The organism is Lactiplantibacillus sp. 3062, from assembly GCF_055413545.1.
On record NZ_JBVAYE010000002.1, the window covers coordinates 261,557 to 276,991 of the forward strand.

At 44.8% G+C, this 15,435-nt stretch carries 15 protein-coding genes, 1 other RNA gene and 1 pseudogene; 3 read left to right on the forward strand and 14 right to left on the reverse strand.

The genetic code is table 11. The features are described 5' to 3' along the window. Positions 1 to 19 precede the first annotated feature (19 nt). Together ACWQAU_RS04200 and ACWQAU_RS04205 are read right to left on the reverse strand one after the other, a co-directional pair. A complete protein-coding gene (locus ACWQAU_RS04200; RefSeq protein WP_228403011.1) occupies positions 20 to 610 on the reverse strand; it encodes an alpha/beta hydrolase in 591 nt (196 codons plus the stop codon). Next, entirely contained in the window at positions 583 to 777 is a 195-nt protein-coding gene (locus ACWQAU_RS04205; protein WP_228403013.1) for a hypothetical protein, read from the reverse strand. The genes ACWQAU_RS04200 and ACWQAU_RS04205 overlap by 28 nt, the downstream gene beginning before the upstream one ends. A gap of 248 nt (positions 778 to 1,025) precedes the next feature. On the opposite strand from ACWQAU_RS04205, the gene ACWQAU_RS04210 reads away from it, so the two are divergent. Continuing rightward, positions 1,026 to 2,105 carry a hypothetical protein gene (locus ACWQAU_RS04210; RefSeq protein WP_027821446.1) on the forward strand — a complete coding sequence of 360 codons (1,080 nt, stop codon included), beginning with the start codon at positions 1,026 to 1,028 and terminating at the stop codon, positions 2,103 to 2,105. A gap of 154 nt (positions 2,106 to 2,259) precedes the next feature. On the opposite strand, the gene ACWQAU_RS04215 is transcribed toward ACWQAU_RS04210, so the two are convergent. Both ACWQAU_RS04215 and ACWQAU_RS04220 read right to left on the reverse strand, forming a co-directional pair. Next, positions 2,260 to 2,937 (reverse strand): ATP-binding cassette domain-containing protein, encoded by a 678-nt coding sequence (locus ACWQAU_RS04215; RefSeq protein ID WP_003640500.1) that lies wholly within the window; start codon positions 2,935 to 2,937, stop codon positions 2,260 to 2,262. Then, positions 2,937 to 3,695: a hypothetical protein gene (locus ACWQAU_RS04220; protein ID WP_003640499.1), complete on the reverse strand. Its 759-nt coding sequence runs from the start codon at positions 3,693 to 3,695 to the stop codon at positions 2,937 to 2,939. Before ACWQAU_RS04220 ends, ACWQAU_RS04215 begins: the two co-directional genes overlap by 1 nt. A 173-nt stretch (positions 3,696 to 3,868) precedes the next feature. On the opposite strand from ACWQAU_RS04220, the gene ACWQAU_RS04225 reads away from it, so the two are divergent. Beyond that, positions 3,869 to 4,327, forward strand: coding sequence for a GNAT family N-acetyltransferase (locus ACWQAU_RS04225; RefSeq protein ID WP_003640498.1), 459 nt, complete (start codon positions 3,869 to 3,871; stop codon positions 4,325 to 4,327). A gap of 118 nt (positions 4,328 to 4,445) precedes the next feature. On the opposite strand, the gene ACWQAU_RS04230 is transcribed toward ACWQAU_RS04225, so the two are convergent. From ACWQAU_RS04230 to ACWQAU_RS04255, 6 genes and pseudogenes are all read right to left on the reverse strand, one after another. Further along, complete coding sequence (locus ACWQAU_RS04230; protein ID WP_013355528.1) at positions 4,446 to 5,504, reverse strand: S66 family peptidase; 1,059 nt, start codon at positions 5,502 to 5,504, stop codon at positions 4,446 to 4,448. An 81-nt stretch (positions 5,505 to 5,585) separates the two neighbouring features. After that, positions 5,586 to 6,929: a GH25 family lysozyme gene (locus ACWQAU_RS04235; RefSeq protein WP_027821444.1), complete on the reverse strand. Its 1,344-nt coding sequence runs from the start codon at positions 6,927 to 6,929 to the stop codon at positions 5,586 to 5,588. A gap of 147 nt (positions 6,930 to 7,076) precedes the next feature. Then, a pseudogene (locus ACWQAU_RS04240) lies at positions 7,077 to 7,564 on the reverse strand (GNAT family N-acetyltransferase). 97 nt (positions 7,565 to 7,661) lie between these two features. Further along, positions 7,662 to 8,741, reverse strand: a complete 1,080-nt coding sequence (locus ACWQAU_RS04245) for a S66 family peptidase (protein ID WP_003640494.1) — start codon at positions 8,739 to 8,741, stop codon at positions 7,662 to 7,664. Between the two features lie 153 nt (positions 8,742 to 8,894). Then, complete coding sequence (locus tag ACWQAU_RS04250) at positions 8,895 to 10,130, reverse strand: glycosyltransferase family 2 protein (protein WP_079111791.1); 1,236 nt, start codon at positions 10,128 to 10,130, stop codon at positions 8,895 to 8,897. Positions 10,131 to 10,295: 165 nt separating this feature from the next. Further along, a complete protein-coding gene (locus tag ACWQAU_RS04255) occupies positions 10,296 to 10,703 on the reverse strand; it encodes a nuclear transport factor 2 family protein (protein ID WP_003640492.1) in 408 nt (135 codons plus the stop codon). A gap of 195 nt (positions 10,704 to 10,898) precedes the next feature. Here ACWQAU_RS04255 and ACWQAU_RS04260 point away from each other — a divergent pair, with 195 nt between their 5' ends. After that, positions 10,899 to 11,651 (forward strand): alpha/beta fold hydrolase, encoded by a 753-nt coding sequence (locus tag ACWQAU_RS04260; RefSeq protein WP_003645075.1) that lies wholly within the window; start codon positions 10,899 to 10,901, stop codon positions 11,649 to 11,651. A 128-nt stretch (positions 11,652 to 11,779) separates the two neighbouring features. On the opposite strand, the gene ACWQAU_RS04265 is transcribed toward ACWQAU_RS04260, so the two are convergent. The 4 genes from ACWQAU_RS04265 to rnpB form a co-directional block, all read right to left on the reverse strand. Then, a complete protein-coding gene (locus tag ACWQAU_RS04265) occupies positions 11,780 to 13,144 on the reverse strand; it encodes an MFS transporter (RefSeq protein WP_003640490.1) in 1,365 nt (454 codons plus the stop codon). A gap of 262 nt (positions 13,145 to 13,406) precedes the next feature. Beyond that, the gene (locus tag ACWQAU_RS04270) at positions 13,407 to 13,703 is read right to left on the reverse strand and encodes an ArsR/SmtB family transcription factor (protein WP_003640488.1); all 297 of its coding nucleotides are present in this window, start codon (positions 13,701 to 13,703) and stop codon (positions 13,407 to 13,409) included. Between the two features lie 37 nt (positions 13,704 to 13,740). Beyond that, complete coding sequence (locus tag ACWQAU_RS04275; RefSeq protein WP_013355522.1) at positions 13,741 to 14,886, reverse strand: THUMP domain-containing class I SAM-dependent RNA methyltransferase; 1,146 nt, start codon at positions 14,884 to 14,886, stop codon at positions 13,741 to 13,743. Positions 14,887 to 15,055: 169 nt separating this feature from the next. Beyond that, positions 15,056 to 15,430: RNase P RNA component class B (gene rnpB, locus ACWQAU_RS04280), an RNA gene on the reverse strand. Positions 15,431 to 15,435: the final 5 nt, after the last annotated feature.

Genomic DNA, 15,435 nt, shown 5'->3' on the forward strand with positions numbered 1-15,435 from the left:
TGGACTGGCTCTTTGCCCCCTATGACTGGGACAGAGCAATCAATAGTTGTTGCCGGACAAAATTTTCGTTCGTCCAGTGTAAATAATGCTGACCTGGTGCATGAACTAGGTGACCAAGCTGGCACCACGGTGATTGTTGGTACGCCGTCAAGCGTTGGTCAGTGACTAAAACTTGGATTGGCAGCGTCAGTACCCGCTTTTCAGCGGTTCGAAGCGTCGTTACTAATTGTGGTAAGCATTGCGCTTCAGTCAGAATACTCGGGTTCGCGTAAGCTGCTAAATCAATACGGGCATTGGCGACACGTTCTGCCAGTAGGTTTAAAGGATTAACTTCTGCTAAGAGTTGCTGAAGTGTCAAAGTTTGTCGCTGTTGTACTAGTTGCGGATAGTTTTCAATAAAAGATTGGACGTTTGCAAGAAGTTGTGGTGCCATCGCGGCATAGGGTGGTTCAAGCAAAACTAAGCCACAAACATTATCTAAGTGCTGCTGGGCATATAAGAATGCGTAACTAGCGCCTAAACTGTGGCCCACCAATAATAAGTTGCTCACGTGTTCATGGTGAACCACATCCTCAAGATTGGCTAAAATATGCGGGACAGTGCGCACCATTTGACTATGAATGCTACGGCCCACGCCAATCGTGCCATTAAATGCTTAAAATTATAATCAGTGGCGTCCCAGCCAAACGCCGGTAAGCACATCAACGTCGGCTGTTGTGGTCCCGCCGGTCGGTACTGATAGTACACTTGTCCCAATTCCGTCATTAATTGATTCATGATTACTTTCCTCCCACAATGACAGACATCGTAAGTAGTTCCAAATGCTTTTTATTACAGATAGCTTTACAATCAGTCATGCATAGTCTAGTCCACAACTGATCAGTAGAAAATGGTTTTTAACCGCTTCGTTAAATCAACTGACCATTAAAAAAGTTACAAGATTTAAATAATCGTCACATTTTGACCATATTTTCGTTTTACACTTATTAATACGCACGACTATATTGTTTTAAAGGACTTTTGCCATGTTAGTTATTGTTTGGATTCTTTTAGTTTTATTGTTAGGGCTCATGGGTTGGTTGGAATACCACAATCTTCAGCATCCGGTCATCCAGCCAGCTAAAAACCTGGCGCCGCGCGCACAGCTCCAATTGCAACATCAAGTGCGGCAACACGTGACCGATCAAGCACCACGATTGAAATGGTTATATTATGGAATGGCAGCTTGCTGGTGGCTCGGTGTTATCAGTTTACTAGTCAGTTGCTACTTGGTCAGCGCAAAATTAACCCTGTTGATTTTTCCGATTCGGAGTGTTGTCACAAGCATCGCCTTAATGATCGTTGGCATCATCTTGCTAATGATTCCTGTCTTAGTGTGGCCGACGCAAAGTTATGATTACTTGATTGGTCACTCAACTCAAGACCATCATTGGCAGCTAGCCGATACCGCCACGTTCGAACACTATCGTCGCTTTCAGATTTGGTTGGTTTTGGCATTAGACGTCTTCATCCTGATTGGTTGGATTAGTTGGGCCTACCGGGTCAGCACCGTTCCCATGGTCACTATTGAGTACCTACTAATGGTGGTGGCAATCGCCGTACCAGTTGTGGCATTGATCACGCTGTTAGCACAACTGCCATACTTACATCAAAACCGATACTTGATTCCGGTCAGCGGGCGCTTTGGCACCCAGCATTATCATGCGAATCAGGCACTCATGCAACAACAACCGGACTTAAAGTCACGGCTAATTATCGTTAATGTTGTTCGGATTATTGGTTACGCGTTGGGGTTGTATGCTTTATGGTTGTTATATGCCAACATTCTTGCACCGGCCTTTACGGTCGATACCAGTATCGTTTACCCCGCAGCGGCGTTTGCCATCATCGGATTGTTAATCGTGTTAACAACGGGCGGTGTGTGGCTTCCCCGTTTCTATGATTACTTGCAATTATTAGATAACAAGACCTTGACGTTCAAATTGGCCGGTAGCGACCGCTTCCGTCGTTTTCGTTTTCATTTGTATTACTTCAAGTTGGCATTCAGTATTTTATGGATCGTTATCTGGGCATTGATCATCGGTTATATTTATTACTTTGGCTAGGTACGCTCACCAATAATACGCAAAACGGTACTCAAACTAATCTGAGTACCGTTTTTTAGTGTCATTTTATGAGACTTGCCAGCGAGGCCAACTTGAGCGCCAAAGGACTCAAAATAAGTGTCGCCATTGCAGCGCAAGAGCCATTACTGTTATATTACTGCGTTTTGAAGAGCGCAACAAAGTCAGCTTGCGCGCTCGCAGCTTCAAACGTTCGCTTGGACAGTGTCGTCACCTGCCGATCATTGAGCCACAGCACTTGGTAATCTGTAAAAGCATGAAGGTCGCGAACGTCATGTGTAATCATCAAGTAGGTTCGCTCAGGATGGGCTTGCATGACCTGAAACAACAACTGCACGTTTTCCCGATCGACCGCTGCTGTTGGTTCATCCAAAACAATCAATTCGCGATCAACTTGTAAGAACAGCAATAACTGAACTAATTTGCGTTGGCCCCCAGAAAGCTGACCATAATGCTGATCCCACAACGGGGCCAAGAATTGATAAGCTTGGGTATCAATAAGTTGTTGGAGCTGTTCAGTTGTCAATCGTAGTCGTCCGTGCTCGATGCCCAAAACCAGTTGGGCAACGTCCCGCACACGAATTGAAGACAGTAACGGGAGTTGTTGGTTCAAATAAATGGCTGCTTTAGGTAGGTCTAATTCACCTTGTGCCGGCCGCAAACCAGTGATGATATCAGCCAGCGTCGTTTTTCCAGCTCCATTTTGACCAATCAAAAAATTGACACCGGGACTTTTTAATTGAAAACTCACGTCCTTGAAGAACGGTTGCCCATTTCTTGAAAAGTAATATGCTAAGTGCTCAACACGCATCATTATAAGCCCTCCGTTGGCAGAATCTTAATGTGCCGATAGCTAAATCCGCCGATAACCAATAATACAATCAGACTCAGAAGATAAGTCGTCATAAAGTGGCTGACGGGGCCCACGCTGATCATCGCAAAAACATTGGTAACTAAGTAAATGGGACTAACCAGGTTGAGTAATGGGTTATTGGCAGACACTGTCAGCATGTTACTTAACATAAAGGTACCCACGACGATAATCATCGCCAGTGCATTTCCAATCATATCGACAGTTTTACGTCGGAGTGCCAAGGCAATCAAGGGTAAGCCAAAACAAGTGACTGGTAGATACGTAAGCAACACGGTCAACCATAAGCGACCTAGCAACGATAAAAAGGCCAACTTGAAAGTAATCGCGCTCAACAGGGCCACCAACAATAAAGTCATCAAAATTATACCCAAGCTGACCAGCGCTTGACTGACAAGAAAAACTGCGGGGCTAACCACCAAGGTTCGATATTGTTTGAGATAACCCTGCTCGCGAAGAATGGCTACATTACTGGCAGTCGTTAGACAATTTGAAAAAATCATCCAACCAATGTAGGGCATGACTTGAGCCGTATAAGTTGTCAGCGATAAAGGTTTAAAGAAAGCGCTACTGACATTCATGATTAAAAAGACAAGTGGCAAACAGATCGTGTAAATTAACACCCCGGGAGTATCCCGAATGACCTTAAAAAAATACTGCGTGTAGCCCCCCACTTGAATGCTATATTTGTGCATCACCATCACACTCCTTTTGTTAATCTAATTGTTTTATTATATGTTTATCATTTATCAAAAAGCAAGTATTCTTATATCAGGCATGTAAGTATGGCCGGTTTACAAAGTTTTCTGCGACTACCATTCTGAATAAGATAAGCGTACAATGAGAATAATTTTCACGAAAGAAGGTTTCATTTATGATTCGAGCTGTTCAAATTACTGATGCCCCTACGATTCAGAAATTAAACGCTGACCAACTAAACTATGACTATCCCTTAATAAATACGACTCAAAACTTAGCTCGCTTACTGTCACAACCAGAGCGGCATATCTTGCTAGCAGCGACCAGCGCCAATGATCAACAAGTTCTTGGCTATGTCCATGCTGAAGTTTATTTAGAAACATATGGTCCAGCACTATTCAATATATTGGCACTCGCCGTTAGCACTACCGTACAACATCGAGGCGTTGGTTGTTCCTTAATGACCGCATTGGCACAACAAGCGCGCCTTTATCACGTCGCTGGTATTCGATTGAATTCCGGTATCGAACGCCAAGGCGCGCACCAATTTTATCAGCAAATTGGTTACACCGCGACTAAGCTTCAAAAACGTTTTTTCTTGGACCTCGAGTCTGACCAATCACCGACTGAATGAGCTTACTCCCAACTCATTATGTTTTGATGCTCACCAACAACCTGGCAACATCAACTACAACCCCGTTGACTACCTGTTGTGGTTCGCGGTTTTGGACTAATTTATAACGATTATTAGTCTAAAAATGACTAAACGTCACCGTTCGAGCCTGCGCATCAATCCGGACATCCGCCCCCAATGGCGTACTGAGCATGGGGACTGTATGGCAGCTATCGTAGTCGTAAATAATTGGTAATTGGCGATCCCCCAGCACCTCCTGTAAGATATCGATTGGCAACCGCCCGCTGCCTTGATCATCGTACAACGCGTGTTTTCCCAAAATAATGCCAGAGATTTGATCAAAAACACCAGCCAACGCTAACATTACGAAATTTTTTTCCAGCGTTGCTGCAGTTTTCTCGGCATCTTCAATAAATAAAAGCTCGTTACCAGTTAATTTTGGAAAATAAGGTGAGTTAAAGAACCCGTACATGGTGTTCAAGTTCCCACCGATCAAACGGCCAGTCAAAATGGGGGTCGCCGTATAATGCCAAGTATTTGCGTGCATGTGTTTCGGATGTTCAAAGGTCTCCCAATTGACCGCTTCATCCGTCCACTGTGCCGGTGCCTGTTCGGTTACGGCCTGCCCCGGTGCTGCGCGGTAGACTGTCAGAAAATTCTGCCAAGTGGTTGTCACGATCTCTGACTCTAAGGCGCCAAGTGAGGCTACTAAGGCCGGTCCGTAAATCACACGACAATTAGGCGCGTGCGTTTGCACCGCCAATAACACGGCCGTCGCATCGGAGTAACCGACAATTGTTTTGGGATGCTGATTGAGATACTCGTAATCGAGCATTGCTAGCACCGAATTTGCGTTCGTCCCACCAATCGTTGCCATCAAGATGTCCAGCGAATCATCATGAATTAACGCGTTGATTTCGGCCGCCCGTTCTTTGATGGAACCAGCACGGTAACTATCCCGTCGTCCCGTCAAATTACCGGCAACTAAGGTCACTCCTTGGGTTGCCAAGAACCGTCGTGCGCGAGCATAACGGTTTGGCGATAATGCCGTAATCGGCGTTGATGCAGAAAATGTCCCAATTTTCATTGTATTCCCACCCCACAAGATTAAAATATAATTAAAATAAGTGTAGCACTTTTTAATCTTAACGTACTTCCAATCGACGTATTTCCTCAAAAAAACGACTTTCAGCTAATAACTTGCTGAAAGTCGTTTAGTAATCAACTGGCTATGCTCGTTTTGAGCGACTTAATTGACTTATTGTGTGACCACGTTTGAGCGGTTGGCTGAAACGTAATTCCCTTTATTCGTTAAATAATAGCGTGAGCCACCCGACCGTGAGTAAACCTTCGTTACTTTAATTCGATCACCAGCGGCGTGGTAAGCGTGTCGATTAGACTTAACAAAGTTTGAAGATTTATAGGTGTAGAGTCCCACTTTAGCCTTGATCCAGCCACTGGAAGGTACTGATTCATAGTACCAATGATCAGATTTGGAGACCTTCGCCGTGATATAACCACCACTCACCTTAATTCGATAGAAATTCCCACTTTTAACCAATTTACCACTGTAGATGCCACCCTTTTTCAAGGTTTTACCCGTCGAGGTTGTCAAATTAACATCTTTGAACAAAGTGCTCTTTTCACGAAGTTGATATAATCCGTGTTGGCCGACCCAATAGCCGGTGACGTTCTGTGATAAGACCCATTTATTTAGACCACTTAAGTAAACCAGCTGCTTGGAACGACTCTTAGTGACTGACTTGGTTGCTGTGACCTTGTAGTATTTTTTCTTAGCGCTACTGGGCACTTTTGTGCCGTCATAATAGCTCGACGCCCCATTATTGAGGTACACATGTTGCCCTTTCGTATAACTGCTGTAGGCATACGTCGTGCTAGTTGAACTGGTCGACGATGATGCCGAAGTCCCGGAAGTCCACCAGCTTAACGGGTGGTATGTCGTCACGGAAGCACTGTCATACAAACTGTTATCAACATATTGTCCTAGCGAAGATAAATAATAGCTACTGGAATATTGCCACAATGAGAACGAAATCGTCGGCTTCGAGGAGTAATTTGCAATCCACTGGGCATCAAAACTTTGCCGTGCCGTGTTGGCGTATGTGGTTGCAAATGACTGGTACGAATAAAAAATCAACTTCTTGCTCGTTAACGACCGCATCTCAGTATACCAAGCCTTGACAGCCGCGTTGGCCGCCGTGCTACTCATGGAAGTCGTTTCAAAATCCAAGACGTAGAACTTCGTGTTCTTATTTGCGCGTTGATAGAACTTATCTGCCTCGGCTTTGGCAGTCGCGGTACTCGTAAAGGTCGCATAGTCATAGGACCCGAACGGAACACCATATTTCACATAGAGACTCTCATTAGAGGTGTGGTAGAGATCCTCATAACTGCTCCCATATTGCACCCGGTTGATGACAAAATCAGCCTGACTCTTCAAACTTTGAACCTCGGTACTCGTTAACTGACCTTGCCACTCTGAGATATCCGGCACCGCCGCGTGTGCCTGAACGACTCCGATACCACCTAAAAAACAACCCACGAGCAGCAGTATCAACCGCCACTTTTTCTGCATGACCAAATTACTCGCCTTCCCATCATTAGTTTGATATGTACGTTTACTGCACACCTTATCCTACCGATAAAATGTGCAGATAAGTTCTCAAACTGATTGCAGTCACTTTACAATTTGTTTACATTATAAACCAATGCAGGAAAGTGTGATTTACTAGTGAAATGATTCATGTGGAAACTTTTCTAATCGATACAGGCCTTCATCATCCGGGTAGATTCCTCCAGGCTTAGGTCGATACCCGAAGTGTTGGTAAAATAAGTGCGCAGTCACGGACGCTGGAATTTCTACACGGTGGGCATGACTGAAATAGACATCCTGTTCAAGGGTATGCAGAATTTGACGCCCCCCCCCATGCCTTGAACCTCCGGATCAACAAAAATCGTGAACAGACTGTACTCACCTGGGCGCCCCCAGTATGACCCAATCGCCCCGGTCGCAACGAGTTGCTGCTGAAAATAACCGACATAAAAGTGCGTCGCAGCAGCTTTTTGGCATAGCCAAGCCGGTGTCATCTGGGTAATGAGCCGATCCAAGTATGCTTTGGGATAGTCACCCTGATTACTCGTCAGTAATGTGCGCGCAATCAGTGCCGCCGCTGCTGGCGCATCCGTAGTTTTAAAACGTCGAATTTGTAATTTCATATGACAACTCCTCTCGTATTGCACTATTCTTTGCTCGTTGCAATGAACAAAGAATATCTTTTTGATCGTCTGCCGATACCAATTTAACAATGACTACTTAAGCTTCCACAAACCAAGGTTCTAAAATTTTTAACGTGGCTTGCTCAAAATCGATACACACTTGCGCCCCATATGGAAGTGCCGTTCGCGGAAAAGCGTGACCAAAATTAATATTGTACAGAATTGGCAATTTCAAATCGGCTGTCTCATCGATCAAAATTTGGCGGTATTCCTGATAATAATGCTCATTCTGCGGCTTACCTACAATCACGGCGGCTACGTTTGTCAAAATCTCAGCTTGTCGCATTCGCTGCAGCATCCGCTTGAACAAATCTGGCTGCGGCTGCGCGTCACTCGTTTCGATAAACAGAATTTTTCCGCGCCATTCGGCTGCACATGGAATCAGTCTGAACTGTTCCGCAACTTGCCGTTCGTCTGGATAACGGGTCGTGGTCAATAAATCATAAAAGCTGTCCAGGCAACCACCAAGTAGCGTCCCACTGATTGTCCCGTGACCACGTAACACTTCGTAATGGTGCATTTCGGTGTGGGTCATGCGCCGTGTTCCCTGCGCCGATTCACTGAAATTTGTTCGTTCGTCATACCACACGGGACTGCTAATAATGCTTGTCTGCTGAGGATTTTCAAAGTAACGCTGCCAAGTCTTCGTGGTATACGGCAACATCGTCGGCCCTAATTCGGCCAAGTCGCTTAAAAAATTGGGGCCATAAAAAGTTTGCAGTCCAAGCTGATAAAACATCAAATGATTGATCGTCGTATCTGAAAAGCCTGTAAACAGTTTAGGCGACCGCCGAACCGCCGTCTTAAACTGCTCATCAGCCATCAAAAATGGCACGGTTCGATACGTATCATCACCGCCAATTGCCGCCACAACTCCACGGATACTTGGGTCTAAGAAAGCCGCCTTCAAATCGGCGGCTCTTAATTCAGGGCGTTGCTGTAAAATCAGTCGCCCTTTCAAAGCATTCGGCATCATGACTGGGACGAGCCCTAATTGGCGCATCCGTTTTAGCCCCCGATTCAATTGATGCTGCTGCGTGAGTTCTCCGAGCGTGCCGCTCGAAAGACTGACGACGGCCACGTGGTCACCAACGTGCAATGGTGCTGGTTTTAACATATTTTCACCCTTTCTTAATTTAATCTAAAATTAATTTTATCATCATTATATAATATTTTAAATTGCTATTTAGTTTTTATTCATTTTCAATGTAACCAATGACTAAATAGGTCACTGAGTCCGCTGCTCTGCATGACTCAGTGACCCGTCGCCCTATTGTAGCCAATCTTTTATGTCAACCAAGCGAATCTTATGCGTACCCGCTGACCATCGTTCTGGCTGTGCCTTAACCATTGTCAGCAACTCTGTTAGTGACTCGGAACCAACAATCAACTGTTGCAGTAATTCAGAAATCAGTGGAGAACGTGGTTGCGCACCAACTAATAAACAATGTTCACCTTCAAAGGCTAACACGTCACCTCCCGCCCGTAAACGCCCAAACGGTCGGTGCAACTTGACGGTACCCAAAATCAGCAAGCCACCTTGTTCAAATAACGTTTTCAACAACCAATAATCGAGTTTAAAGTGGTTAGACCGTTGTCGTAAATCGGCCGGCAATGCTTTAGCTACCGGTATAATCGTTTTGAAATTCCGACTATACTGCTGCCACGATTGAGCCCAGTCCTCACGCTCACAGATAAATCGCCGGGGTAATGTCAATTGACCTGCATAATCACAAATTTTTTTAATCGCCGGATCACTCATTATTGACGGACTGGCTTCAAAAGTAGGACGCAATTGTCGTATCAGTTCAATAAACTCCGCTAGATAATCGGCAAAGCCTGGCGTTGCTAAATTAATCAAAATTCGCTTAGCGACGCAATAAGTCACCGCATCCTGATACGTCACCTTGGCGTGCTCAATGGCATCTTGATAGGCTGTCATAATATCAAACAGTCGTGGGTTGGTATAATCTAAAGTTGTCGAACCAGCATGTTTATAATAATTATAAAATGGTTGTTGCACATATGCGACTCGCTCACAGCAACTCAACATGTCCAGCAAAATATCTAAATCCTCGTAGACCATCCGCTGGTAACGATATTTCTGCCAACACGAACGTGCATATAATTTATTTCCGGAATAAGCATTATTTAGACCGTATTTAAGATAAGCCGCAATTGCCACGTGATCAGTCGCATCTGGCAAGCTCAGCAGACTAGTTGTGCGGTGAGTCGCCGCGTAGATTTTACGAACATCACAAACGACGATTTGGGCATGACTACGCTCAGCCGTTGCTACTAAGGTCGCATACATCGTCGGTTCGACCCAATCATCAGCATCGACAAAACCTAAATAGCGACCATGCGCGGCGGTAATCCCCGCATTACGTGCAGGTCCCTGTCCTTGGTTACGTTGATGGATAACCCGAAATAGGTGCGGCCAGCGCTCACAATATTGGTCACAAATTGCAGCCGTGCCGTCCGTACTACCATCATCAACAATAATGACTTCTAAGGCCGCTAATGTCTGTTTTTTTTATGAGGTCAAACAACGCCTTAACCAGTGCTCCTCATTACATGCAGCCACAATAACAGAAACTTGAACTTGCATACTGATTCCCCCAACGCTCAAAATGATTTCGCTTACATTATGACACACATGCTTCGCATATCACAGCACGGATCCATGATAAGGATAATCATGCGCAGTCGTGGTCTGATACTCTCGTAAATCGTCGATACGTCCTGCTAAATTAAAATGAACTGCCGAAAGCCCATCAAACTGAGTCATCCGGTCAGTAACAGCGGTGAAGGACCACTGGGCAAAGATCATGTTGTCAGTTACTGACCACAACCGCTGAATCGACCACGCCGTTACCCGTTGAACTCTTAATTGATGTTCAATCCAGGCTTGAACTTCCGCTAATGATAGATATGCTGGTCCATAGCATTCTTGATAATAACAATCGACCGCAAATATTCTTGGTAACGCTTCAAAATCACGAGTGACCCACATCGCAAAATATTGCTGGACTTTTGCTTTTCGGTCCCGAAGTAGTGCCGTTTCGATTTCGGTCATTTATAACACCTTCCGTTTTAAGATTACTTTTTAGAGGCCGTAATTCTAGTTAATAAACAGGCGATTACCATTATTTTAACATCACTAACAATTAACAAGACCAAATATTGACTAAACAAGTCTATCAGTTGTATTCAGCAGTCATTTCTGGCACAGTTAACTTAATCATAATATTAATAAAGTGAGCCGATAAATATGATCAAAGTTACTAACCGACACTTTCAAGATGTGCCTGCGCTGGAAGTTGTTACTACAACCCATTTAGACCAACCGCTGCCACTAGTGATTTTTTACCACGGTTGGCAGTCCAATAAAGAACTCGTCTTGACCCAAGCACGTAAACTGGCTCGCAAGAATTTACGAGTCGTCTTGCCCGATGCCATGAATCACGGTGAACGACACCAAATCGTTAGCCAGATTCCTTCATTTACTTTTTGGAACAGTATCCAAGGTAATCTTGGCGAATTCGAGCTAATTGTGAATTACTACCGGGAGCGTAAACTCATTTTGAATGAGCAGATTGGTGTCGGCGGTTATTCAATGGGTGGCATGACGACCGGGGCTTTATTGACCCATCATCCTGAAATTAAAGCAGCCACAATCATTATGGGGACCCCTAACCTGAACGCGTACGCCCAATTAGTCCGCAAACATGCGCAGGCCCATGCTTATTACATTCCCAGTGATTTAGCCCTATTGACGAGTTGGCTAGATCACTATGATCTTAACCTGCAACCGGAAACCATCAATCATCGGCCACTTTTATTTTGGCATGGTACTGAGGATGAACGGATTCCTTATTCACAGTCTCGTAATTTCTTTGACCGCGTGCATACCGCCCCGTATGCTGAACAAGTGGCATTTATCACGGGTTATCAAGCCAAACATCTGGTCAAAGTGCCTCTGATGAACAAAGTTGCTAATTTCTTCGATTATTATTTAAATTAATTATCAAAGGCTCAACCATGGTTAACGTTAGCCTTAAAAGAGCGTGCTTAGTCGGTCACCCGATTAAACACGCTCTTTTAAGGCTACTCAAACTATCTGTCACACATTGTAATGATCGTTATTGTCAGCTACAAGTTCTTTGAATTTCTTATTTGCCAAGCACAACCGGCGCCTATAGCTGAAATCAATGCTGTACTAAACATGACTGTTTGAAAGCCAATTGCATTCATCGCAGGTACCCGACTACTCACTGTAAACACCACCACAGCAATTGCCGTGCCAGCCGCACCTCCAAGTAACCGAAAAACGTTGTAAATTCCGGCTGCCTTACCGATAACTGCCGGTGACACTCCCCCCAAAACTGCATGCTGTAACGCGGGGCCCGCCATTGACAATCCCATCCCAGCAATTGCCAGCGGAGCAATCATCATAACATAAGCAACATGGTTGGCAACTAGGTAACCAAGCATGAAATACCCAAATGTTTGAGATAATAGCCCGATAACTGCCACAATCGCTTCCCCGTAGAGGTCCACAGCTTTGCCAGCAAATGGCGCAACTAATACTAGTGTCCCAGTCCAAGGTAATAAGGACAATCCTGCCTCCCACGCATTATCATGCTGAACAACTTGTAAGAATTGGGGTAAAAAGAAAACGACTCCGTACATCGCGGCATATAATAAAAAAGTCGCCACATTTCCCATCGTAAAAATACGCTTTTTAAAAAGCGTTAACGGCATTAACGGTGCAACGACATGTTGCTGTCGCTTGATAAACCAAGTGCCTGCAACTAAGCCAATTATCAGGCCAACGAACGGACCAAGTCCATTAATACTAGTCGAACTGGCAGCTAAGGCCCAAATGATTGCGGTCATCGCTAACATTGAAAGACCTGCGTCCGTTAAATTAATTGGTGTTGCTACCCCGGTACTTTCTGGTAAATAGAACCGGGATAATCCTATGACAATCAGGCCAAGTGGCACATTGATCCAAAAAATCCACTGCCAGGTTAATTTAGCTACAATTAGACCACCCAGAGCCGGCCCGACAATCAGTGCCAGTCCACCGATACCGCTCCAGATTCCTAAAGCTTTCCCACGCTTCGCAACTGGAACTGCAGCCGTTAAAATAGCCATTGACATCGGTGTCATGACGGAGGCCCCAATACCTGCAATGACACGTGCCACTATCAATAATGGCATTCGATTGGCTAATGCACAAAACACTGAACCCAGCGTAAAAACTAAAATGCCGAGATTATAAACCCGGCGGCGTCCAAAGCGATCACCTAATGCAACGCCCACAAGTAACGTTGCTGCAATCGCGACATTGTAAGCGTTGAGGGCCCACTGTAAACTGGCCTCCGAGATGTCGAAATCAATTTTAATTGCTGTTGACGCCGTTGTCACAATCATTGAGTCCATCATTGCCATAAAAAAGCCTAATGAAGTTAACGCTAATAACCAGCCAAACTGTCGCTGTCGATTTTCCATGTTTTCCGCCCCATTATCATTTATTCAGACTTACCAATGCTGAATAAGCCTACTCACAAAGTTTAAATCTACTATGTCAATCTTTTTCTTAGATTTAGTTGGGTGGCCACCCACAATAGTTCAAATATTTTTGAACTATTACAGCGTACCATCCCACTAACGATTCGGCAACAAAAAAATACCAGTTCAAAAGACCAATCGGCACTTAAGAACTGGTATTAGTCAGAATCACAGTTGAAGACCGCCCAAAATACTCAGCAATTTAAAGGCTTTGATAAAAATGGGTAACATAGTGATCAAAAGTTTTGGGGTTCAACATGACGTATTTTTCACGTGCAACTTTTTTGACGGTTATTAATCCTGCTTTTTCCAGCAATTTAAAATGATATGAACCAGCGGTTTTACTAATCCCCATTGCTTGTCCGACTTGCCCACAAGTAACGGCCTGATCCTGCAGCTTCAAATACTTAACAATGTTCAGTCTAACCACGTCAGCCAGCACTTTAAATACTAATAGCTGCTGGGAATCAACTTCAGACCGCGGTATTTCATTTGCCAATATTTTTCACCTACTTTTACCAACAAAGGTCGCTTGCTTATTCCGTCCGTGCTGGCCGAATTCGTTTACCCCAATATTGGAAATAATCTGTCCGTAACGCACCGTTATAGAGTTTCCGGCGTTTCGTGGCTTTTTGTCCATAGAAGTCTTCAAATTCTAAGTCACTGGTCAAGATATACTTGCTCCAACTTGGCAATTTACTGTAAACTTGGCCCATTTGCCGATAGAGAATCCGGACACTATCCCGATCGCTTAGCCGCTCCCCATATGGTGGGTTCGCAATTAGGACCCCGTTGATCTTGTCAGTCGTAAAGTCTTTGACGGCCAGTTGTTTGAAATGAATGTCATGCAACAACCCGGCTTCCCGCGCATTCAGCTTGGCGATATCAATCATTTTACCGTCAATATCGTACCCACTAATATCCAGCTCAGTGTCGTAATCGGCTAAACTATCAGCTTCGTCTCTCAATTGTTGACTCAGGCCAGCGGGAACCCAGTCCCACTTTTCGCACGCAAATGCGCGGTTGAACCCCGGGGCAATGTTGCGCGCCAGTAAAGCGGCTTCGATTGGAATCGTCCCCGAACCACAAACTGGATCAACAAATGGATTATCCGGATACCACTTAGCTAACATCACTAAGGCAGCGGCCATGTTTTCTTTTAAGGGTGCGCCCCCCTTTTCGACTCGGTAACCCCGTTTGAATAAACTAGAGCCAGTTGTATCCAGCGTTAACAACACGTGATCCTTATTAATAGCCACTTCTAATGGGAACAAAGCGCCTGTCTCCGGAAGGTGCCCGCTCCGATGATAAGTATCGGCTAACTGATTAACGATCGCCTTTTTGACGATAGACTGCACGTCGGGAACACTGTGGAGTTTAGAGTTGCGCGATTTACCTTCAACTGGAAATTCAGCGTCCATCGGCAATAACTGGTCCCATGGCAATGCGAGAGTCTTTTCAAACAACTCATCGAACGTATAAGCATCAAATTCACCAACGATGATCTTGATTCGATCAGCCGTTCGTAACCACAAGTTGGTCCGCAAAATATCTTTGATCGTTCCGTTAAATCGAACCCGGCCATTTTCAGTTTGAACTTGATACCCTAAATCTCGTAATTCACGCCCCACTAATGCTTCAATTCCGCTAGCGGCGGTGGCAATTAATCTAAATTTTTGCATAGTTTCCTCCTGCGACGCCTGTTCTGTAGGCGCATCTTGTTGAGTAAATATTTCCACTAAATTGGTTTCCTCACCTAGTTTAGCATAAGTTGCTAGTTTGCTAACTGATCGAATAAAAAAACTGGGACAAAAGCGAACTTTTGTCCCAGTCTCCTGTCTAAATGTAAATTCCTGTAGGCCATGTTTTGTACCTAGTTAAAGTACAGGGTCTGTTAACTAGGCGGTAATCATCTATCTCGAGATTACTAATCTCCCCCCACATTTAGTTCAGTTCCTTATGTGAAGCGCCCCTACCGTAGTTTGGGTTGCCCGCTCGTGGGGTTTACCGCGTTCCAACTCAACCGTTTCCAATTGAGTATCGTCACTGTGGCACTTTTCAGGAATACTCGGGCATAGCCGAAGCCTTAGCCGTTTTTTCCGCCGTTACCGATAAATCGGTACCCCGGCTTATTTTTTCACCGAGCACGAACACTACAAGCATCGCAGCTTGTGCGAGCATGGACCTTCCTCAGCCGACATAAGCCGACCGCGATTACCCAGAATTTACAT